This window comes from Psychromonas arctica (genome assembly GCF_036697365.1).
Taxonomy (GTDB): domain Bacteria; phylum Pseudomonadota; class Gammaproteobacteria; order Enterobacterales; family Psychromonadaceae; genus Psychromonas; species Psychromonas arctica_A.
Genome location: NZ_JBAHZA010000009.1, coordinates 72,696 through 93,204, shown reverse-complemented (window position 1 = coordinate 93,204; position 20,509 = coordinate 72,696). Strand labels below are relative to the sequence as shown.

19 protein-coding genes and 1 tRNA gene are annotated in these 20,509 nt (G+C 36.5%); 12 read left to right on the top strand and 8 right to left on the bottom strand.

From position 1 onward, the window contains the following. Positions 1–7 precede the first annotated feature (7 nt). From V5290_RS11610 to sdhC, 4 genes are read right to left on the bottom strand one after another with little or no spacing between them, the layout of a single operon-like run. Positions 8–724, bottom strand: a complete 717-nt coding sequence (locus V5290_RS11610) for a succinate dehydrogenase iron-sulfur subunit (protein WP_333385742.1) — start codon at positions 722–724, stop codon at positions 8–10. 13 nt (positions 725–737) lie between these two features. Then, positions 738–2,504: a succinate dehydrogenase flavoprotein subunit gene (gene sdhA / locus V5290_RS11605; protein ID WP_333385739.1), complete on the bottom strand. Its 1,767-nt coding sequence runs from the start codon at positions 2,502–2,504 to the stop codon at positions 738–740. Next, on the bottom strand, positions 2,505–2,849 hold the full coding sequence (sdhD, locus tag V5290_RS11600; RefSeq protein WP_333385736.1) for a succinate dehydrogenase, hydrophobic membrane anchor protein: 345 nt from the start codon (positions 2,847–2,849) through the stop codon (positions 2,505–2,507). Further along, the gene (gene sdhC / locus V5290_RS11595; RefSeq protein ID WP_113818008.1) at positions 2,843–3,217 is read right to left on the bottom strand and encodes a succinate dehydrogenase, cytochrome b556 subunit; all 375 of its coding nucleotides are present in this window, start codon (positions 3,215–3,217) and stop codon (positions 2,843–2,845) included. The genes sdhD and sdhC overlap by 7 nt, the downstream gene beginning before the upstream one ends. 381 nt (positions 3,218–3,598) lie before the next feature. Here sdhC and gltA point away from each other — a divergent pair, with 381 nt between their 5' ends. Both gltA and aat read left to right on the top strand, forming a co-directional pair. Beyond that, positions 3,599–4,876: a citrate synthase gene (gene gltA, locus V5290_RS11590; protein WP_333385732.1), complete on the top strand. Its 1,278-nt coding sequence runs from the start codon at positions 3,599–3,601 to the stop codon at positions 4,874–4,876. 82 nt (positions 4,877–4,958) lie between these two features. Then, positions 4,959–5,672 (top strand): leucyl/phenylalanyl-tRNA--protein transferase, encoded by a 714-nt coding sequence (aat, locus tag V5290_RS11585; protein WP_333385729.1) that lies wholly within the window; start codon positions 4,959–4,961, stop codon positions 5,670–5,672. A 182-nt stretch (positions 5,673–5,854) separates the two neighbouring features. On the opposite strand, the gene V5290_RS11580 is transcribed toward aat, so the two are convergent. Beyond that, complete coding sequence (locus V5290_RS11580) at positions 5,855–6,223, bottom strand: CBS domain-containing protein (protein WP_333385726.1); 369 nt, start codon at positions 6,221–6,223, stop codon at positions 5,855–5,857. Positions 6,224–6,375: 152 nt separating this feature from the next. Between V5290_RS11580 and V5290_RS11575 the strand changes: the two genes are divergently transcribed. After that, a complete protein-coding gene (locus tag V5290_RS11575; protein ID WP_333385723.1) occupies positions 6,376–6,921 on the top strand; it encodes a DUF2058 domain-containing protein in 546 nt (181 codons plus the stop codon). 97 nt (positions 6,922–7,018) lie between these two features. Next, entirely contained in the window at positions 7,019–9,340 is a 2,322-nt protein-coding gene (locus V5290_RS11570; protein WP_333385720.1) for a PilZ domain-containing protein, read from the top strand. Between the two features lie 109 nt (positions 9,341–9,449). On the opposite strand, the gene serB is transcribed toward V5290_RS11570, so the two are convergent. Continuing rightward, positions 9,450–10,469: a phosphoserine phosphatase SerB gene (gene serB, locus V5290_RS11565; protein ID WP_333385717.1), complete on the bottom strand. Its 1,020-nt coding sequence runs from the start codon at positions 10,467–10,469 to the stop codon at positions 9,450–9,452. Between the two features lie 127 nt (positions 10,470–10,596). On the opposite strand from serB, the gene V5290_RS11560 reads away from it, so the two are divergent. Both V5290_RS11560 and V5290_RS11555 read left to right on the top strand, forming a co-directional pair. After that, positions 10,597–11,247 carry an AhpA/YtjB family protein gene (locus tag V5290_RS11560; RefSeq protein WP_333385714.1) on the top strand — a complete coding sequence of 217 codons (651 nt, stop codon included), beginning with the start codon at positions 10,597–10,599 and terminating at the stop codon, positions 11,245–11,247. Positions 11,248–11,364: 117 nt separating this feature from the next. After that, a tRNA-Val gene (locus V5290_RS11555) sits at positions 11,365–11,440 on the top strand. A 110-nt stretch (positions 11,441–11,550) separates the two neighbouring features. Here the strand turns inward: V5290_RS11555 and V5290_RS11550 are convergent. Next, entirely contained in the window at positions 11,551–12,489 is a 939-nt protein-coding gene (locus V5290_RS11550) for a LysR family transcriptional regulator (RefSeq protein ID WP_333385711.1), read from the bottom strand. Between the two features lie 156 nt (positions 12,490–12,645). On the opposite strand from V5290_RS11550, the gene V5290_RS11545 reads away from it, so the two are divergent. From V5290_RS11545 to V5290_RS11525, 5 genes are all read left to right on the top strand, one after another. Beyond that, positions 12,646–14,103 (top strand): NAD-dependent succinate-semialdehyde dehydrogenase, encoded by a 1,458-nt coding sequence (locus V5290_RS11545; RefSeq protein ID WP_333385709.1) that lies wholly within the window; start codon positions 12,646–12,648, stop codon positions 14,101–14,103. Positions 14,104–14,179: 76 nt separating this feature from the next. Beyond that, positions 14,180–15,469 (top strand): 4-aminobutyrate--2-oxoglutarate transaminase, encoded by a 1,290-nt coding sequence (gabT, locus tag V5290_RS11540; RefSeq protein ID WP_333385706.1) that lies wholly within the window; start codon positions 14,180–14,182, stop codon positions 15,467–15,469. Positions 15,470–15,884: 415 nt separating this feature from the next. Next, a complete protein-coding gene (locus tag V5290_RS11535; RefSeq protein WP_333385705.1) occupies positions 15,885–16,226 on the top strand; it encodes a DUF3316 domain-containing protein in 342 nt (113 codons plus the stop codon). A gap of 80 nt (positions 16,227–16,306) precedes the next feature. Then, positions 16,307–16,648 carry a DUF3316 domain-containing protein gene (locus V5290_RS11530; protein ID WP_333385702.1) on the top strand — a complete coding sequence of 114 codons (342 nt, stop codon included), beginning with the start codon at positions 16,307–16,309 and terminating at the stop codon, positions 16,646–16,648. A gap of 79 nt (positions 16,649–16,727) precedes the next feature. Beyond that, a complete protein-coding gene (locus tag V5290_RS11525) occupies positions 16,728–17,072 on the top strand; it encodes a DUF3316 domain-containing protein (protein ID WP_333385699.1) in 345 nt (114 codons plus the stop codon). Positions 17,073–17,331: 259 nt separating this feature from the next. On the opposite strand, the gene V5290_RS11520 is transcribed toward V5290_RS11525, so the two are convergent. After that, a complete protein-coding gene (locus V5290_RS11520) occupies positions 17,332–18,273 on the bottom strand; it encodes a LysR family transcriptional regulator (RefSeq protein WP_333385697.1) in 942 nt (313 codons plus the stop codon). A 365-nt stretch (positions 18,274–18,638) separates the two neighbouring features. Here V5290_RS11520 and V5290_RS11515 point away from each other — a divergent pair, with 365 nt between their 5' ends. Further along, positions 18,639–20,507 (top strand): DUF294 nucleotidyltransferase-like domain-containing protein, encoded by a 1,869-nt coding sequence (locus tag V5290_RS11515; protein ID WP_333385696.1) that lies wholly within the window; start codon positions 18,639–18,641, stop codon positions 20,505–20,507. Positions 20,508–20,509 lie beyond the last annotated feature (2 nt).

The window sequence follows — 20,509 nt, the reverse complement described above, 5'->3', positions numbered from 1 at the left end:
TTAGTAATTAAACAGCGCGCTGTAATAACATCGATTTTATTTTACCAATCGCTTTAGTTGGGTTTAATCCCTTAGGACAAACACTAACGCAGTTCATGATACTGTGACAACGAAAAACACTAAAAGCATCATCTAAATTCGACAAGCGTTCTTCTGTTGCACTATCTCGGCTGTCAATGAGAAAACGATAAGCAGCCAATAAACCTGCTGGCCCAATAAACTTATCTGGGTTCCACCAAAATGAAGGACAAGAAGTTGAACAACATGCACATAAGATACATTCGTACAAACCATCAAGTTTTTCACGCTCTTCAGGTGATTGTTTAAATTCACCAGCAGGTGGAGTTCTGTCATCGTTGATTAAAAATGGTTTCACTTTTTCATACTGAGTATAAAATTGTGACATGTCGATCACTAAATCGCGTACCACAGGCAAGCCAGGTAGTGGACGGATGATTACTTTTTTGCCTGTTGATAACACATCAGACAATGGCGTAATACATGCAAGTCCATTTTTACCATTCATGTTAACGCCGTCAGATCCACAAACACCTTCACGGCATGAACGACGGAATGAAAGTGACGCATCTTTTTCTTTTAATAAGATAAGTGCATCTAATACCATCATATCTGAACCCTCAGGTACATCTAACGATGTATCCTGCATATAAGGTTTAGCATCAACATCAGGGTTGTAACGGTAAATTGAGAAATTAATATTCATATCTATAAACCTTCTAGTAAACACGCGCTTTAGGGGGGAAAGCTTCACGTAGTACTGGCGCCATATTAACGTCACGTTTACACATACTTTCTGTTTCTGCGATATACATACTGTGATGTAACCAGTTTGCATCATCACGATCAGGGAAATCGAAACGGCTATGTGCACCTCGACTCTCTGTGCGGAAATTAGCTGATTTAGCAGTCGCCAAAGCAGTTTCCATCAAATTATCTAACTCTAAACATTCGATGCGATCAGTATTAAACTCACTACTCTTATCGCTTAACTTAGCATTTTTCAAACGCTTACGAATGTTTTCAAGTTCAGCAAGACCTTCTGCCATTGCAGGGCCATCGCGGAATACACCAAAGTTATTCTGCATACATTCTTTTAGATCTTTACGAATTTCGTTAGGACATTCAGTACCGTCACCTTTTTCCCAACGATTATAACGCTCTAATGCAGCTTCAATATTTGCTTCAGTTGGTGCTTTAGAAGTGTTTTCAACGCTCAATACTTTGCCTAAGTGTTTACCGGCCGCACGACCAAATACCACTAAGTCTAGTAATGAATTACCGCCTAAACGGTTAGCGCCATGAACAGATACACATGCTATTTCACCTACTGCAAACAACCCTTTCACTTCAATATCTTTACCGTCTTTATCAAGTTTCAATACTTGACCATTAACAGTTGTAGGTACGCCACCCATCATATAATGACAAGTTGGAATAATTGGAATCGGTTCTTGTACTGGATCTACGTGTGCAAAAGTACGTGATAATTCACATACTCCTGGTAAACGGCTTTCTAGAACTTCTTTACCAAGGTGGTCTAATTTCAATTTAATGTGTGTACCCCAAGGTCCATCACAACCGCGTCCTTCACGGATTTCAATCATAATTGAACGAGCAACTACATCACGACCTGCTAAGTCTTTAGCATTAGGCGCATAACGTTCCATGAAGCGTTCGCCATCTTTATTTAAAAGATAACCACCTTCACCACGACAACCTTCAGTAACTAGTGTACCTGCACCCGCTATACCTGTCGGGTGGAATTGCCACATTTCCATATCTTGAACAGGTACGCCTGCGCGAAGAGCCATACCAACACCATCACCAGTATTAATATGTGCGTTAGTTGTTGATGCATAAATACGACCAGCACCACCAGTTGCAAGCACAGTAGCCTGTGCTTTAAACATACACACTTCACCGGTTTCAATTTCAATAGCAGTACAACCTACAATATCGCCATCATCATTTTTTACTAAATCAAGCGCATACCATTCTGAGAAAACGGTTGTTTTGTTTTTAATATTTTGCTGGTAAAGCGTATGTAATAAAGCATGACCAGTTCGGTCGGCAGCAGCAGCAGTACGAGCAGCTTGCTCACCACCAAACTCTTTAGATTGACCACCAAATGGGCGTTGGTAAACTGAACCATTTTCAAAACGAGAAAATGGTAATCCCATGTTTTCAAGTTCACGCACTGCCTCAGGGCCTTCATTACACATATATTCAATAGCATCTTGGTCACCAATAAAATCTGAACCTTTAACTGTATCGTACATGTGCCACTGCCAATTATCTTCATGTGCATTACCTAAAGCAACGGTAATACCACCTTGCGCAGAAACAGTGTGTGAGCGCGTTGGAAATACTTTACTAATCAACGCACAGCTTTTGCCTTCTTGCGAAATTGATAATGCTGCGCGCATACCTGCACCACCAGCACCAATCACAATCGCATCAAATTCTCTAATTGGTAAACTCACTTAAACACCCCACAAAATTACAAAGCCAAAAATAACATACGCAAATGCCACTGTTGTTAGCACAAATTGCAATGTGCCACGTAGTAATGTGCATTTAACGTAATCGGTTAGTACTTGCCATAGTCCAATCCATGCATGTACTAACATTGCAACTAAAGCTAACAGGGTCATTACTTTAGTAAATGTTAATGAGAAAAATCCTGTCCAAACTTGATAAGTTAAATCGGCAGTTGCTACAAAGCCTACAATATACAAAATGTAGGCTAAAAGGATAACTGCACTGGCACGTATCAGGATGTAATCATGTACACCACTGCGTCCAAAAGTACCTGCGATATTTACCATACTAAAATCCCCGCTAATATTGATAATACAACAGTGATACCGAAGCCCACTTTTGCACTTAATGAAGCACTGTCTAACTCTTCCCAATGACCCAAGTCTTGAATCATGTGGCGGATACCAAATACTGCGTGATATGCCAAGCCAGTTAATGCTCCCCAAAAGATAAATTCAACGATAAACATATCAAGGTAACCTTGTACTCGTTGGAAATCTTCAGCGGATGATAATGAACAGTTTAGAAGGATAAGGAATATTGCTAAAGCAATAAAAACGATGATCCCAGATACACGATGCAAAATAGAAGCAATGGCGGTAATGGGAAATTTAACCGTGGATAGGTCTAAGTTTTTGGGTCTCTCTTTGCGCACAATTTATCTCTTTATTAATGGCCAAAAGTTAGGGGTTGGTTTACAGACGCTATTGTTATCACAATGTTAACAACTTGTGATGGTCAATTCTATCTTTTGTGAGCTAAGCACGAAAAAAAATGAACTTTGTGACAGATAAAACACAAAAAATAATTAACTCAAACATCAGGATATCAGAGACTTGAGCGAACTTGTAGTACTAATTTCCTTAATAGATTTTAAGGTGTCAAAGACGCCTAGTAACTCGCAAACTTTAAATGTTAAATTTGACAAGCTGAAATTTAGACTGTAAAAATATGCCATCGAAAAACAGTCTAAAGAATAAAGAATAAGAATACAGAATATAAGAATCGTTATAATTTACAGACAAAGGGGAAAATAATGTCGGATCAAATCGCAATACTTCAGTTACCAGGGCAAGAGCCTGTTGAACTTCCTATCCATAAAGGATCTGCTGGTAACGATGTAATTGATATCCGTAGCTTAGGTCAATCAGGCTACTTCACTTACGATCCTGGTTTTCTAGCAACAGCCTCTTGTGAGTCTGCAATTACTTACATCGATGGTGAAAAAGGTATTTTATTACATCGCGGTTATGCAATCGATGAGTTAGCTGATAAATCGGATTACTTAGAAGTATGTTACTTACTACTAAATGGTAAATTACCTTCAGAAGAAGAGTTTGCTAAATTCAAACACACCGTATTACATCACACTATGTTGCATGAGCAACTTGTTGCATTTTATCGCGGTTTCCGTCGTGATTCTCACCCAATGGCAATTATGGTTGGTGTGGTTGGGGCTTTATCTGCGTTCTACCATGACTCTCTAGATGTAGCGAATGAATCATGTCGTGAAATTGCAGCTTTCCGCCTAATTTCTAAAGTACCAACACTAGCAGCAATGAGTTATAAATATTCTGTTGGTCAACCATTCATGTATCCTGATAACACATTATCGTATGCAGGTAACTTCCTAAAAATGATGTTTGGTATTCCGTGTGAAGAATATGTTGTTAATCCTGTACTAGAAAGCGCAATGGATAAGATTTTAATCCTTCACGCTGACCATGAACAAAACGCTTCTACTTCAACAGTACGTTTAGCTGGTTCTTCTGGCGCAAACCCATTTGCTTGTATCGCAGCAGGTATTGCATCTTTATGGGGTCCTGCTCATGGTGGAGCAAACGAAGCTTGTTTAGAAATGTTAGAAGAGATCGGTACTGTTGACCGCATTCCAGAGTTTGTTGCTAAAGCGAAAGATAAAAATGACCCATTCCGTTTAATGGGCTTTGGACACCGTGTATACAAAAACCACGATCCACGTGCTACTGTAATGCGTAAAACTTGTCATGAAGTATTAGAAGAATTAAACATCGATGATCCACTACTAGACGTAGCAATGGAATTAGAGCGTATTGCTTTAGAAGACCCTTACTTCATCGAGAAAAAACTTTACCCTAACGTTGATTTCTACTCAGGTATTGTATTACGTGCAATGGGTATTCCTCGTACTATGTTTACGGTTATCTTTGCAGTATCTCGTACTATCGGTTGGATTTCTCATTGGAAAGAGATGCTAGATCAACCAGGTCAAAAAATCGGTCGCCCTCGTCAGTTATACACTGGTGAAACTGATTTAAAGTATCCTGGAAAATAAATACAGTAATATCACTTAGTGATTTAAAATAAAACAAGCCAGTCATGTGACTGGCTTTTTTGATGGAGCTTATTAATTATCAATGACTAAACACTTAATTGTTCTTTCCGAAGATAACCTATCATTCCCAGATCCTGAAAGTGCATTAAATGATCCTGATGGCTTACTCGCTATTGGAGGTGATTTATCTGTTGCACGTTTACAAAATGCTTATCAACAAGCAATTTTCCCATGGTTTTCAGAAGGAGAACCAATCTTATGGTGGAGCCCAAAAAAACGTGCGGTGATCATGCCAGAAGAAGTACACATCAGTAAAAGTATGGCTAAATTTATTCGTCAAACAGACCTAACACTGTCCATTAACCATGCTTTTAATGATGTTATTCATGCCTGCTCAATGCCACGTAAAACACAGGCAGAAACTTGGATTAGTTCTGATATTATTAACGCTTACCATCAATTACATTTACAAGGAAAAGCTCACTCAGTTGAAGTATGGCATGATGATAAATTAGTTGGCGGTCTATACGGGGTCAATGTAGGTGGTGTGTTTTGTGGTGAATCTATGTTTCATGAGCATAGCAATGCATCGAAATTAGCTTTTATTGGCCTATGTCAGCACTTTAAGCGATATGGTGGAGTAGTCATCGATTGTCAAATGATCACTGCGCACCTAGCTAGTTTAGGAGTAAAGGAAGCATTAAGAGGTGATTTTATTCGCCAATTAACGCAGTACCAATCATGTAACATTTCCGCACAATGCTGGGAGCGGCAAAAACTAGTATTATCGAAATAAACGGCTTACCTGTATTAGGATAAAATCTAAATTAGAATTAATAAGTTATTAGCTCTTATTGAAATTTCAGACTATCAAAAAATACAATGCACTGTTTTAAAGTGCATTGTATTTTTTACCCAGTTGCTTGATTTCTGAGGATTTTAAAGTTTAACTTTAGTTCCAAGTTTTCTTCATAAAAATTAGAGTTGGGTTTTTATTGCACCAAGCACCATTTTGCGAGTAATGAGTCCAACATAGATATTGTCTTCATCTAATACTGGGTACATTTTAGGTTTTTCATTAATCATCTTTTGTGCTAAATCTACAATGCTTAAGGTAGAAGGAATACTTAAAGGAGCCCCCGACATAACATCTTCAACAAGAGCGGAATGGTCACTGTAATAGCTTGCCTCAATTAGCTTTGCTAAACAATCCTGTTCAGACAACCACCCTACCACAAGGCCTTCGGCATTAACTACGGGTCCACCAATTAGATTTGATGCTAAAAGCTTATCAAGTGCCGTTTGTAAATTCATTTCTTTAGTGAATGCAATTGTCTTACCTGACATAAACTGTTTCACCTGTAAATTATCTAACATATTCAGATCCCTCATTTTTTATGTTGTTTTTTAAATCTAGACCATTTTAATAACAAAGTCGACATAGCAAATTCTATAGTGTGATAAACTAATCCTTTCAAATTTTAGCAAAGGGTTTCAATATGGCTTCATTACAAGACCAATTAATGAATTCAGGATTAATCAATAAACAAAAAGCAAAACAAGCGCAGACCGAAAAACGTCGTCAAGCAAAACAGAAAAAGAAAAAAGGCAGTGTAGCCGTTTCTGATGTTCAAAAAGCAGTACAAGAACAAGCGCAATTACAAAAACAAAAAGATTTAGAGAATAATCAACAAACGCAACAAGAGTTAGCGGCACGAGCAGCACATGGCAAATTAATACAAATGATTGCCCAGCATTGTGAAAAAGATTATCAAGGTGAGCTAGATTATCATTTCACCTATGACAATAAAGTGAAACGAATTGCAGTCACACCCAATATCCAACAAGGGTTAATTAAAGGTAGTTTTGCAATTTGTGTGTTAAATGACGAGTTTTATTTAATTAATAAAGAGGCTGCAGAGAAACTACGTGCCATTGATGAGTCTGTGTTAGTTGCTTTACATGACCAGACCCAAAATGAAGCTGCAAGTGAAGAAGATGACCCATACGCAGAATTTGCAATTCCAGATGACTTAATGTGGTAATTAACAACTATAAATTTGATAGTGGTATATAAATTAATTATTATCGACATACCACTATATTTCAACGCTTTACTGATTACACGAGAAACGAACATTTATGAACTTTAAGGATTACCAACCCCAAATCAATGCATTGATTCCTTACAAAGATAAAACAGACTTCAATAGCATGCTTGATAAAATTTTTTTCGGGGAAAGTAATAGCGATAAATTCCTAATCAAGATGGAGCTCAATCGTCTTGTTAAACCTTGTTCACGTATTATCGATTTACGTGAAAAAGTAATAGAAAAAACAAACCAATACATCCATTTTGATATCAGTCATCACCTAACTTTATCAGCCAACAGAGAGCTTAAAGCGGCGATCAAACTATATGGCGGATATACAATAGGTGCATACGAACATGTTATTAACCATGTTCAAAAAATCAAAAAGATCCAAAATGAAAAAGCACTACAAGCAAGTACCACTGAAGTAAATGAAAACATTACTGAAAATATAGAGCTAAATAATCACCGCAGGCAAGCTGCAGCACGTATGTTTTATGTCTCTAAAGTCAATATTGTACTGGCAGATGGTACCAATATCGACGCAGCTACCTCTAACATTTCAGTCTCCGGTATTAAAGTTAAATTGCCTGAACAAGAGCAATACTTAGAAGTACAATTAGTAAAAGTCATTTTTACTGGCTTGGGTAGTGAATATAAAGACAAAGCAATCAACAATCGAAGGGTTTGCTACCGCTTAGTTAAACAACAACAAGAAAAAACTGGATTTTATCTTTACCTCAATTTAGAAGATGACAAGCCTGACTTCGTTAAATTTATTCAAGGCTTTATTCGTGCTAATCAACATAAATACAAATTAGATGTACTCTATTACTTCAAAGTGGCGCGTGAGAAATCGTTAAAAAACAGTACGTTAAGCTCTCTTAATACTTTACCACTTTTTATAAATGCAAATAACGACAACCCCATTCTTTTTATGCAGCGTAATGCAGTTAATAAAGATATTCTAAATCAGTGGCGTTGTAATAATGCTAACCAACTGCCTTTTTTGTTTAACCAGAAACGCTTAAAAGCTTTACTCGCTCTATCTCAACCTAAAATATCTACAACAGTTTATAGCTTTACCTACATTAAAGATGGTGAAGAATATTTGCTCTCAGCAACAGAACAAGAGTTACAACAAACTGGGCTAAAACACCTCTTCATTGAATATGGAAGGAGCAAGCCTAATTGGCATTGTTATCACTTAACACTTCAAGAGTACACCTATGAAGCAGTTAAAAATTACAAGCTAACAGATGTTCGCCCTACTATATTTAACGACATAACACATGTTGCAACATTAACAGAAGTTGCTACACATGAAGTAATAGAAGTTGATCCAAGAGCAGAGAAGGGCAATCCTAACTTATTAAATAGATTTGTACATAAAGAGGTGGAACAAGGCTTTACACCTACCTATGATTTGTTCCCTGATGAGCTGCGCAAAGAAGAACGCTACCGCTACACAAGTAATATTGAACTGAAAATTGCAGATCAAACATTAGCCGGAAAAATTGTTGATTTTTCAGGATCTGGTTTAAAAGTTGAGTTAGCAATGCCTAAAGCTATCGCAAAGCGTAGCTTAGTGAATATTGACTTTATTGATTTACAAAAAGTAACCAAACAATTCAGTTTAAATAACATCAATTACAGAGTTGTTTCTGCTAGTGCAAAGCATATTTATCACCTTCAGATAGCTTCACGTGATAGCTACATGACGATGCAGCAATTCTTTACCTTATTAGTAAAAAGTAATCCGGCTCATTTTAAAGAGATACCACTAAAATCTTATAAACAGCCTGTTACTTCGCGCTTACATGAAGCCGCAGAATCAGCATTACACCCTGCTTTTTTCTATGTTTCAGTTATTAATGGTAAGCCTAATATTAGCTTTTCATCAATATCAGCTACATCTCGCTCTCTAAAACAACTATTTAATTTTGATTGTAAAAGTAACAATCAAAATAACCACATTCCGTTATCAAATAACAAGTTATTAGAGCGCCTCTTATCTGCACCATTAAGACAAACTACGCTTGGTGAAACTGTATTCAATTTTGAACGTACTCTCTATGTAAAAAAAGTAAAAGATGATAACAATAAGTGGTCAATTGAAACCTACTTAGATGAAGATTTTGAATCTGATTTTTCAAAGCGTGAATTTATTGCTGAACATAAAAAATTGAAACAATTGCAGATACTTCATTACCGATTGAGTACCATTAACGCACCTAATCTAGCACTGGTGAAATCAGAATTAGATATTATCTCTTGCCATGCAATGCACCTTAGCAAGCGTTTAGAGGAGGAGCTTTTGAATATAAAAGCAATGATACAAGTAATTGATAGAACTGAGCAAATCTTATAACAACGATGTTAATAGTCAAAAAGTGACTTTAATGATTTTTAAAGACAGCCTAAGTTTAGAAATATGTAAAAAGGTGAGTAACATTAAATATGCTACTCACCTAAAAATATTAAGCTAAGGGTAAAGAAGCACTCAATAGCCCTAATGCCCCTTCTAAATCTAAATTATTAAGTGCTACAGATGCCTTTTCTTGCACTATTGGTTTAGCATGAATGGCAATACCTAAAGAAGAAGCTGTCATCATTACTAAATCATTGGCTCCATCACCTATTGCAACAGTTTGAGACATTGGTATATCAAACTTTTCAGCTAATTCCTTTAATGTACGTGCTTTAACATCTGCATTAACAATCTCGCCGGTTACTTTACCCGTTAATGTCTTATTAATAATCTCTAAGGTATTTGCATATGCAGCATCAAATCCATGATCATCTTTTAATCGATTGGCAAAATAAGTAAATCCACCTGATGCAATGGCCACTTTCCAGTTTGCTGCTTTTAATCCTGCAATCAATGGTATTAAACCCGGCATTAATGGCATATTATCAGCGACTTCTTTAATCACACTTTCTGGTGCATTAGCTAATTTACCAACTCGTGTACGTAAACTTTCATTAAAATCTAGCTCACCACGCATCGCAGCAGCTGTTACAGCAGATACTTGGTCACCAACACCGTATAAACGCGCGATTTCATCAATGCATTCAATTTGAATAGTCGTAGAATCCATATCCATTAACACTAAACCCGGTGCAGAAAAATCAGGTAATTTAGCAACTAAAGCGAAATCACAGCTTTCATCGATAGCAAATTGCTTAATCACATCCTGCAATTCTTCTTTTGTTTTATCCAAAGACACTCTAACTAAATCAACACCTTCAACTTGGCTTAAATGGGTCAACTGTGCATTAGACACAGACTGCTTAATTAATAAATTAGTTAACGCTATCAATGTATTTGTGTTTAAATCTCTTTTCATTAAGACTAACTCAGATTGAGTAGCTATATCATTTGAGTCATTAATCAAGAATAATGGATGGTTATTTTCAATCATTGATTGTAAATCAGATTTCCATTGCATAATTGAAAGAGGGTTTGATGGGAGTTGAAGTGTTATAGTCGTTTCCAATGTAATATGCCTATGGGTTAATTAATGTAAGATTCTGTTATAAAAATAGAATAAAAATATGAGTCACAAGATAACGATTGCTAATTTATAATGCAAGTAGAGATAGTGTAACGAAAGGGTTGAAGATATGGGGAAGAAATTTTTTTGGATAGTACGACTGACACAAATAGCCGCAATACTGTGCCTATTTGCGATCATTGCTTACCAATTTAACAGCCTGCAGAATGAATCCAATGGCGTTCGCTATCAACAAACAGAAAAATTTTCCTACTCATTAACTAACCTTGCTGCTGCGGAAGCTTCTCGCTACCTAGCCCAAGAAAATCAAGATGACTTAAAATTATTAATCGACGATTTAAGCGATGATCCTATTGTCCGAGATGCAACAATTTATGATGAGTTTGGCAAAATCATCTACCAATCAGAGCAAGTCCTCCCTTTACCCGAATTGCTACAATTAAATAATGAAGGTTCACACGACGTTGATGGTGTTATTCCCCATATCGCTGAACTTTATTCCGATAACACTAAGATTGGCTATATTCGTGTCACACTAGAACAAGGAAAAATATTAAGCTTGCTTGAGAATTATCAAGAGCGCGGTTTATCTATTTTAAGTCTATTAACCCTGCTCGCCTTTATTGCAGGTATGTTATTGACTATTGTTTTCTATAAGAGAGTTAATATTATCTACAAACAATCTTTGGCAGAAATCCCAAAATTAATTGAACGTACTAAGTTAGAAGCAGCTAAATGGCAAAAAACGGACGATAAATAGACACTCAAGCTCCTATGCGCACAAAAATACATCAAACAAACAAAACTATCTAAAGTTTAGTTGACAGCACCGCCGAGATATCGCAAAATCACTTTGCTTTCAACAGCTTCTCAATATGCTCGCTTAACTCAGTTGGTAGAGTGCCGCCATGACATGGCGTAGGTCACTGGTTCAAGTCCAGTAGCGAGCACCAACTTTTAATATCTAATTTTTAAATACCCTACTTAAAATTAAACACTCAAAAATAACGACTTCTTTAACCTCTTGTAAAAATTCTAGTTTATCTTTGTTATTTCTTATATTTTATATTTTGTTAAATACTCGGTTAAATACTCGGTTAAATACTTCTGTCAGTAATGCAACTTTATTAGCTTCTCGCGGTGTCTTCTTAGTCACTAAAGATAAATTAAATTGATAAGTAAGCTCACTGGGGCGAATAATGCGCATTTCACCTTGATTTAACTCTTGTTGAATATAACTTTGTGGCATGAATCCGATGTAACTTCCCGACATAATCATTGCTTTACGAGTGTCAAATTGATACGACTTAGCCATCAAATTTAGTTTTCTCAATTGCTCACTACCAGACGGCTCAACATCCACTCCGGGGTGAATAGCAGGTACCTCAGCCAAATCATCTGCACTAATCACTGTATCAACTTTGTTAAAAAAAGGGTGGTCTTTACTGCAGCATAAGTACACGGCTTCACTAGTAATCGGCTGATAGGCCAACCCTTCTATTTGCTGATAGCCTGGAAATAAACCGATATGAGCCTTATCTTTTAGTAATGATTTTTCTATATTAGCAATGGGTTCACTGTCTAAAACCAGATGTAAGTTTGGTGAATCTTGATGAATAATGTTTATTACATCAGATAATTTTCTTTGTGTTGTTTGATTTAATTGATCTGCACATAGGATCACTAACTCCCCGCTCAATTCATTACTTAGTGAACCAACCAGTAATGAAAAATCATTCAATGAATCAAACAGATTGATCACTGCACGGTAGACTGTATGGCCATCTTCGGTTAGAGCAAAACCACCACGACCACGCAAACATAGTTTGAGTTTCATGCGCTCTTCGAGATTAGACATGTGGATGCTAATCGTAGAACGTGTGATCCCCAAAGCTGATTCTGCAGCAGAAAACCCACCATTCTCTACCACAGAAACAAAAATCCGTAATAAGCGTAAATCATACTCTGCAATAGGTTTAGGAATTATCGACGATTTATTCATTGTTTTATGAAACTCAAACTTAATGTTTAAAGTTTTGTATTTAACCTTATTTCAAATTGTTATTCAATAAGCTTACAAAACAACTCTAAACAATGACACTCGATAAAAGTGGAAATTGTTAAGCTACATTAAACGCATACAAGCTTGGAGATAACCATGGACGCATTACAAGATAAGCAATTACTAAAAACATTCTCATATATTGATGGTAGCTGGCATAGCAGTGATTCATTTTTTAGTGTTACTAACCCTGCAACAGGTGAAGAACTTGCAAAAGTTTGTAATGCAGGTGTGGATGATACAAAACTTGCCGTCAAGGCTGCCAAAAAAGCCTTAAAACAATGGGCAGCAAAATCAGCTAATGAACGCTGTACTTTAATGCGTAATTGGTTCAATTTAATGATCCAACATCAAGATGATTTGGCGCGTATCCTTACTTTAGAACAAGGAAAACCCTTTGCAGAAGCAAAAGGTGAAATCGGTTATGGTGCAGCTTTTATAGAATGGTTTGCAGAAGAAGGTAAACGCGTTTATGGCGATACCATTCCTGGACCATCAAGTGACAAACGCATTGTTGTTGTTAAACAACCTGTAGGGGTTGTTGCTTCTATTACTCCTTGGAATTTCCCTAATGCAATGATTGCACGTAAAGCAGCTGCTGCACTGGCTGCAGGTTGCACTTTTGTTGTTCGCCCAGCAGCATTAACTCCCCTTTCAGCTTTAGCCATGGCTGAGCTAGCAGAACGCGCAGGTATCCCTGCTGGTGTATTTAATGTCGTTGCAGGTGATGATTCTAGAGGTATGGGGAAAGTGTTAACACAACACCCTGATATTGCAAAATTTACTTTCACTGGTTCAACTGCTGTAGGTAAAACCTTAATCGAACAATGTGCTTCAACCGTTAAGAAAGTCTCAATGGAATTGGGAGGTAATGCGCCTTTCATCGTTTTTGATGATGCTGATATCGATGCAGCTGTACAAGGTGCAATGGCTTCTAAATATCGTAATGCAGGCCAAACTTGTGTCTGTACTAACCGCATTTTTGTACAAAGCGCTGTATTAGATGAGTTTACTGAAAAATTCAAAGTAGCTGTTGCCAACTTGAATATTGGTGATGGTTTAACAGAAGGTGTTGAAATTGGCCCAATGATCTCTTCAAGTGCCGTGGATGGCGTTGATAAGTTAGTTATTGAATCTGTTGCTTTAGGGGCTAAAGTTTTATTAGGAGGTCAACGCGATGACGCAGGTAATACTTTTTACCAACCAACTATTTTAACTAATGTCACCAATCAAATGCCTGTTGCTAGCGAAGAAATTTTTGGTCCTGTATCGCCTATTATTGAATTTGAAGATGAAGATCAAGTATTAGCAATGGCAAATGATTGTGAAGTCGGCTTAGCCGCTTACTTTTACTCGCGTGATATCGGCAGAGTATGGCGTGTATCAGAAGGGTTAGAATACGGAATGGTAGGCATTAATGAAGCTATGATTTCTAATGCAGCCGCTCCGTTCGGTGGAATTAAACAATCAGGTAGTGGTCGTGAAGGATCAAAATACGGTTTAGATGATTACTTAGAAATTAAATATTTATGCATGGGTGGTTTAGATAAATAAGCTAAATACATTCACGACAATACAAACTAAAACTAAAACTAAAACTAAAACTATTTTATCTATCAGGAAGATGAACATGACAAACAACAGTTTACAAAGTAGAAAAACAGAAGCCTTCGCACGTGGTCAAGGTAACATTTATCCAGTATATGTTGAGCATGCGAAAAATGCGGAGCTATGGGATGTAGAGGGTAAACGCTATATTGATTTTGGTACAGGGATTGCTGTTTGTAACACTGGACATAGCCACCCCAAAATTGTTGAGGCAGCTAAACAACAAATTGATAAGTTTAGCCATACTTGTGTCATGGTAAACCCTTATGAAGTAGCTGTTACTCTTGCGGAAAAGCTAACAGCAGCCGCTCCAGGTGATTCGCCTAAGAAAGCTATCTTTGTCACTACAGGTGCTGAAGCAGTTGAAAACTGCGTGAAAATTGCACGTGCGCACACTGGCCGTCGCGGCGTTATTGCTTTTAATGGTGGTTTCCATGGTCGTACAAATTTAACCATGGCATTAACTGGTAAAGTGACCCCTTACAAGAATTTATTTGGCCCATTTCCTTCGGATATTTTCCACGCCCCCTTCCCTATGGAGCGCCATGATGTATCAGTTAAAGATTCTCTTAAAGCTTTAAATAATTTGTTTAAGGTCGATATCTGCCCTACTGATGTTGCTGCAATCATTGTTGAGCCAGTGCAAGGCGAAGGTGGTTTTTACGTTGCACCACCTGAATTTCTTCAAGCACTGCGCAAGCTTTGTGACCAACATGGGATCATGTTAATTGCCGACGAAATACAATCTGGCTTTGGAAGAACAGGAAAGATGTTTGCATTTGAATATTCAGGTGTTGAACCTGATTTAATGACGATGGCAAAAGGTATTGCAGGCGGATTTCCTATTTCAGCAGTTGTAGGTAAAAGCGAAATTATGGATGCGCCACTACCCGGTGGTTTAGGTGGTACTTATGGTGGCTCACCAGTTGCTTGCGCGGCTGCTTTAGCAGTTTTAGAGGTAATCGAAGAAGAAAACCTAGTACAGCGTTCTGTTGAAATCGGCGATTTATTTAATCAACGTTTGACTCAATTACAACTGCAATACCCTGAAGTCATTTTAGATGTCAGAAATCAAGGTGCAATGATTGCCATTGAGTTTGTTAAAAATGGTGACCCGGAACAACCAAACACTGCATTAACCCAAGCTATTATTGCTAACGCCGCAGAACATGGTTTAGTACTATTAGCCTGTGGCTTCTACGGTAACGTTATTCGTTTCCTTCCTGCTTTAACAATTTCAAATGAAACTATTAATGAAGGTTTAGATAAATTTAACTCTTTATTTGAAAGCGTTATCGATAAGAACAAGTAATTAAAGGGGCCATATTGTTCAGAACCAATTTACTGGGTAATATGGCTACTCGTATATGTTAGCGCCACAATAAACGTGATCTACTTCACAAATGGTTTTTTGTAACATATTCAAGGTGACTGATTTTTACAGAAAAAATAAGCCAATTTAAAAAATATAAAGTTAAACTTATAAATCAAACATTTAAAGTTAAAACAACTCCCTCCCAAAAGAAAGCCTACTACCAGGCAACAAATCAAAACAATGATTCGTGCAATAAATGCCACAATGAATGGAAATAAAACGTGATGACGATCACACAAATGAAGTGCATAATGTTTCCATCGAGTGAGAGGAAAGCCTATAGGGATATGCTACTCACTCTATAAATAAAAGTATAAATAAAACATTCTTAAATTTTATAGAGGCAACAAACATGAAAAAATTAACTACTTTAGCAGCAACTTTACTTATCAGCACAAGCGTATTTGCAAGTACTCAAGTTGTTCATTCAGAAAAAAACTTTAACACTGATTCTTTCACTAACAAAGCACAAGCTTATGAAGCTGGTTTTGATTACTTAGATAACCTAAAAGATTTATCTGACGCTCAACTACGTCAAAAATTATTAGTTATCTCTCAAACACCTGCGACAGATATCGAAATAGATAATTCTAAAATATTTATAGAAGAATTTTCTCAAGCTCGTGGTGAAATTGCTTACCGTGCAGTTGTCGATGTAGATTATCACTTCACTACATTAAAAAATGACAACTAATTATTTGAAATAGCTCTCGATTAGAGAGCATTTTAAGCTTCACATTCGGTACATAAGAAAACAGAATTAAGGTATATATCATGAAAAAATTAACTACATTAGCAGCGGCTTTATTAATTAGTACTGGTGCACTTGCAAGCACTCAAGTTGTTCACTCTGACAAAGTTTTTAACACTGATGCATTCGCTGATAAAGCGCAAGCATACGACGCAGGTTTTGATTACATAGATGATCTAGAAGATTTATCTGATGCTCAATTACGTCAAAAATTAATTGTTATTTCTCAAGTACCAGCAACAAACATTGAAATCGATAACTCGAAAGTATTCGTTGAAGAATTTTCTCCAGCTCGAGGTGAAGTTGCTTACCGTGCTGTTGTCGACGTGGATTACCACTTCACTACACTTAAAAACGACAACTAATTAAATAAGATATTCTTGAAATAGGAATATTTTAATCGCCAAATACGGTATCGAAAAGAATAGATTTAGAGGTATAAAAATGAAAAAATTAACTACATTAGCTGCGGCTCTTTTAATCAGTACAGGTGCGCTTGCTAGCACACAAGTTGTTCATTCAGAAAAGAACTTCAACACAGATAGTTTTTCTGATAAAGCACAAGCATATGATGCAGGATTTGCTTATGTTGATAAATTAGATAACTTATCTGATCCTGAGTTGCGTCAAAAATTATTAATTATCTCTCAAACTCCGGCAAACAATATTGAAATTGATAATTCTAAAGTATCAATTCAAGAGTTTGCTCAACAACGTGGTGAAATTGTTTACCGTGCTGTTGTAGATGTTGATTATCACTTCACTACAATTAAGTCTGACAATCACTAATCTGATTTTTAAATCTTAATTGAAATAATGCCAGCTCTTATGCTGGCATTTTATTTTTAATTATCTAGCCTCAATTTTAGTTAGTGGAAGCGAAGCATCATATAAAACTAGATAGTTACATCATATAATAGATGACACTGCTAGTTGTGCGTAGCTCAAGGCAAATTATTGAAGAAATAACTGGTTATTGATAATACAATCTAACGCAAAAATTCGTATAAATAGCGTTATTTACTGGCTTTTTTATACAGTATTAAAGTTATCTATACATACTTTTATAATCATCTATATATGATTCCCAAATAGGTGGGGAGCCTATTACTTCTTGTACTGCTTCGATAAATAATTTCACTAATGGCGTTTGATTTCGATGCGGGTATACAGCATATAAACCCCAATTTGTTTCTGGTAACTTATAATTAGTTAACAAAGGAACCAAATCTGTTTCTTTGATGTTTCTATCCAATGCAAACAGACTTCTTTGCGAAAATCCTAAGCCAGCCTCTACCGCGTCCATTAAAACGCTAAGATCATTCACTTCTAATCGACCAGATATTATATGGGTTTCCATTTGATCACTCATTGGCTTATCAGAAATAGTTAATTTATTAAATGTCATTTCACCATTTGAATAAATAATGGCTGGCAACTTGATCAGTTCTTCAGGCGTTTTAGGCTCTCCATAGGTGTCAATGAAACTTCTTGACGCTAAGATAGCAGTATTATTATCAGCTAGTTTTCGTGCAATTAAGTTAGAGTCTCGTGGAGGACCAACTCGAAAAGCAATATCAAAGCTTTCTCCTATAATATCTGCCCTTCTATCTTCTAATACCAACTTAATGTGAGTATCTGGATATTCAGCCATAAACTTATTTACAGCGTCTTGAATGTATAATTTACCGAATAATGAAGGGCTAGTTATTCTTAATAAACCTTTTGGTGTTGATTGGTAGGACTCAGCAAGTCGTTGTGTAGTGGCTAACAACTCCCTTACTAACTCTGCTTGCTTTAATATGTCTTTCCCTGCATCTGTTAATGATAATGCACGTGTTGATCGATTAAGTAACCTGACTCCTAAATCACTTTCTAATATTTTTATTTGTTTTGATAAAGCTGATCGATCTATGTTCCTCACACCTGCTGCTTTTGCAAAGGAGCCATGTTGTACCACGTCTAGAAAAAGGTCCAGTCTTGTTGACATGCCCATTACAATTAATCCTTTAATTATTAGCAATCACAATAAATAGCTTATCTATTTTAATGTAATCGATATAGTAACTCATCAGGTATAATCTAACCTACAAAACAGATAAGTAATATCCAAATACATAATTTTAAATAGAGTTATTTAAGTACTCTTAGCAAATACATATATTTATCATAAATATATCACTCTAAACACTTGTTTTATCAATGTAGATTAATAAATAACAATTAATTAGCAGTAATCCCTACTCTGTTTTTCGATTTTTACTAATCCTATTATTTTAATGTTTCGCCACTAACATACTCAAATAAACTTGTGTAAAATCAACAACAATCTCTAACTACACTATCGAGTACACTATGGAAGTTGAATTATTAGAAATCCGTGACTTTATCAGTCAATATCCCCCTTTTGATGAACTTCCTGAAGATGCACTTATTGAAGTTGTAAAGAGTGTAGAAATATCATACCAACGTGCAAATACTAATATTGTAGAGTTTAAAGATGAAATTAATGATCTTTATATGCTACGCAGTGGCGTTGTTGAGATCTATAGGCGTAACGGCAATCTTTATAACCGATTAGACCAAGGTGGCATTTTTGGTCAAATGGGCTTATTAACCAAAAATAAAGTACGCTTTCCCGCTAAGGCAACTAAAGATACATTATTGTATTGTATACCTGGTCATATATTTTATGACCTGTGTGATCGATTTGAATATTTTGCCGATTTTGTTGAATCTGAAGATAGCACGCGCTTAAAACAAGCTGTTGAAAATAAAAGCCAAGGGTCTGACTTAACCACCTCTAAAGTAACTACGCTGTTAACACGGGAACCTTTGATTCTTGCTAGTGATACCAGTATCCGTCGGGTTGCTCAAATTATGGCTGAAGAATCACAGTCTGCTGCGTTAATTAATGATCTAAAAAATGAACAAGAGAAGCACTTTGTTGGTTTAATTACCGAGCACGATCTGTGTGCTAAAGTCATTGCTTCAGGCTTAAGTGTTGATAATCCTGTTTCAGATGTTATGTCTACAGATCTTATATCTTTAGACCACAACGCCTATATATCAGAAGCAATGCTGTTAATGCTTCGAAATAATGTACACCATTTACCTATTTTAAATAAAAATAGACCAATTGGTTTAATCGAAGTATCGGACATCGTACGCTATGAATCACAAAATAGTTTGTTGTTTGTCAGTAGTATTTTTCAACAACAAAGTACTGAAGATTTAGCACAACTATCAAGCCAGCTTAAAGATTGTTTTATTCGCATGGTCAATGAAGATGCAAACTCTCACATGGTGGGCAGAGCAATGTCTGAAATTGGGCGAAGTTTCAAACAACGGTTACTGGAGCTTGCTGAAGAAAAGTTTGGCCCTCCACCTGTCCCATATTGCTTTTTAGCACTTGGCTCAATGGCCCGTGATGAACAACTACTAGTGACAGATCAAGATAACGGTTTAATACTCGATAATAATTATAATCCTGATATTCATGGAGAATATTTCGAAAAATTATCTCACTTTGTATGTGATGGCTTAGATGCCTGCGGTTACACTTATTGTACAGGCGAGATTATGGCGACTAATCCAGAATATCGTAAAACACAAATGCAGTGGGAAGCATGTTTTGGAGAATGGATTGACGATCCAAATCCGAAAGCGTTATTAAATTGTAATATTTTCTTCGATTTAACAGGTGTTTATGGACGAACTAAGTGGGCTGAACAGCTCAACCGCTTTATTCGAAATCGTACGAAAAACAATAAACGTTTCTTAGCTTGTTTAGCGCGTAATGCATTGAACCGTAAACCACCATTAGGCTTCTTTAAAGATTTTGTTATGGAAAATGATGGCCGCCATAACAACTCTATCAACTTAAAACGTCGAGGCACGGCGCCACTAGCAGATTTAATACGCGTGCACGCACTAGCGATAGGCTCTCCATCTCAAAACTCCTTTCAGCGTTTAGATGATATTATCGAAGCTGGTATTTTACCTAAATCTAAGGGGGCTGATTTACATCATGCTATGGAACTAATATCCATTGTTCGCTTACGTCATCAAGCGCTTGACGTAGAATCAGACATTGAACCAGATAACAATATTGAACCTGAAAATATGTCTGATCTTGAAAGACGTTATTTAAAAGATGCATTTCTTGTATTAAGTAATGCACAGAATTTTTTAAAGTACCGTTATACAGCTAACTCTTTTTAGGA

What these genes read in the sequence shown, in the direction of transcription:
- gltA (WP_333385732.1), top strand. Translation starts at nt 3,599, where the DNA reads ATGTCGGATCAAATCGCAATACTTCAGTTACCAGGGCAAGAGCCTGTT.
- V5290_RS11570 (WP_333385720.1), top strand. Translation starts at nt 7,019, where the DNA reads ATGAACTTTAAGGATTACCAACCCCAAATCAATGCATTGATTCCTTAC.
- sdhD (WP_333385736.1), bottom strand. Translation starts at nt 2,849, where the DNA reads ATGGTAAATATCGCAGGTACTTTTGGACGCAGTGGTGTACATGATTAC.
- aat (WP_333385729.1), top strand. Translation starts at nt 4,959, where the DNA reads ATGACTAAACACTTAATTGTTCTTTCCGAAGATAACCTATCATTCCCA.
- V5290_RS11520 (WP_333385697.1), bottom strand. Translation starts at nt 18,273, where the DNA reads ATGTCAACAAGACTGGACCTTTTTCTAGACGTGGTACAACATGGCTCC.
- V5290_RS11530 (WP_333385702.1), top strand. Translation starts at nt 16,307, where the DNA reads ATGAAAAAATTAACTACATTAGCAGCGGCTTTATTAATTAGTACTGGT.
- V5290_RS11550 (WP_333385711.1), bottom strand. Translation starts at nt 12,489, where the DNA reads ATGAATAAATCGTCGATAATTCCTAAACCTATTGCAGAGTATGATTTA.
- V5290_RS11545 (WP_333385709.1), top strand. Translation starts at nt 12,646, where the DNA reads ATGGACGCATTACAAGATAAGCAATTACTAAAAACATTCTCATATATT.
- V5290_RS11560 (WP_333385714.1), top strand. Translation starts at nt 10,597, where the DNA reads ATGGGGAAGAAATTTTTTTGGATAGTACGACTGACACAAATAGCCGCA.
- V5290_RS11610 (WP_333385742.1), bottom strand. Translation starts at nt 724, where the DNA reads ATGAATATTAATTTCTCAATTTACCGTTACAACCCTGATGTTGATGCT.
- V5290_RS11535 (WP_333385705.1), top strand. Translation starts at nt 15,885, where the DNA reads ATGAAAAAATTAACTACTTTAGCAGCAACTTTACTTATCAGCACAAGC.
- V5290_RS11580 (WP_333385726.1), bottom strand. Translation starts at nt 6,223, where the DNA reads ATGTCAGGTAAGACAATTGCATTCACTAAAGAAATGAATTTACAAACG.
- V5290_RS11575 (WP_333385723.1), top strand. Translation starts at nt 6,376, where the DNA reads ATGGCTTCATTACAAGACCAATTAATGAATTCAGGATTAATCAATAAA.
- V5290_RS11515 (WP_333385696.1), top strand. Translation starts at nt 18,639, where the DNA reads ATGGAAGTTGAATTATTAGAAATCCGTGACTTTATCAGTCAATATCCC.
- V5290_RS11525 (WP_333385699.1), top strand. Translation starts at nt 16,728, where the DNA reads ATGAAAAAATTAACTACATTAGCTGCGGCTCTTTTAATCAGTACAGGT.
- gabT (WP_333385706.1), top strand. Translation starts at nt 14,180, where the DNA reads ATGACAAACAACAGTTTACAAAGTAGAAAAACAGAAGCCTTCGCACGT.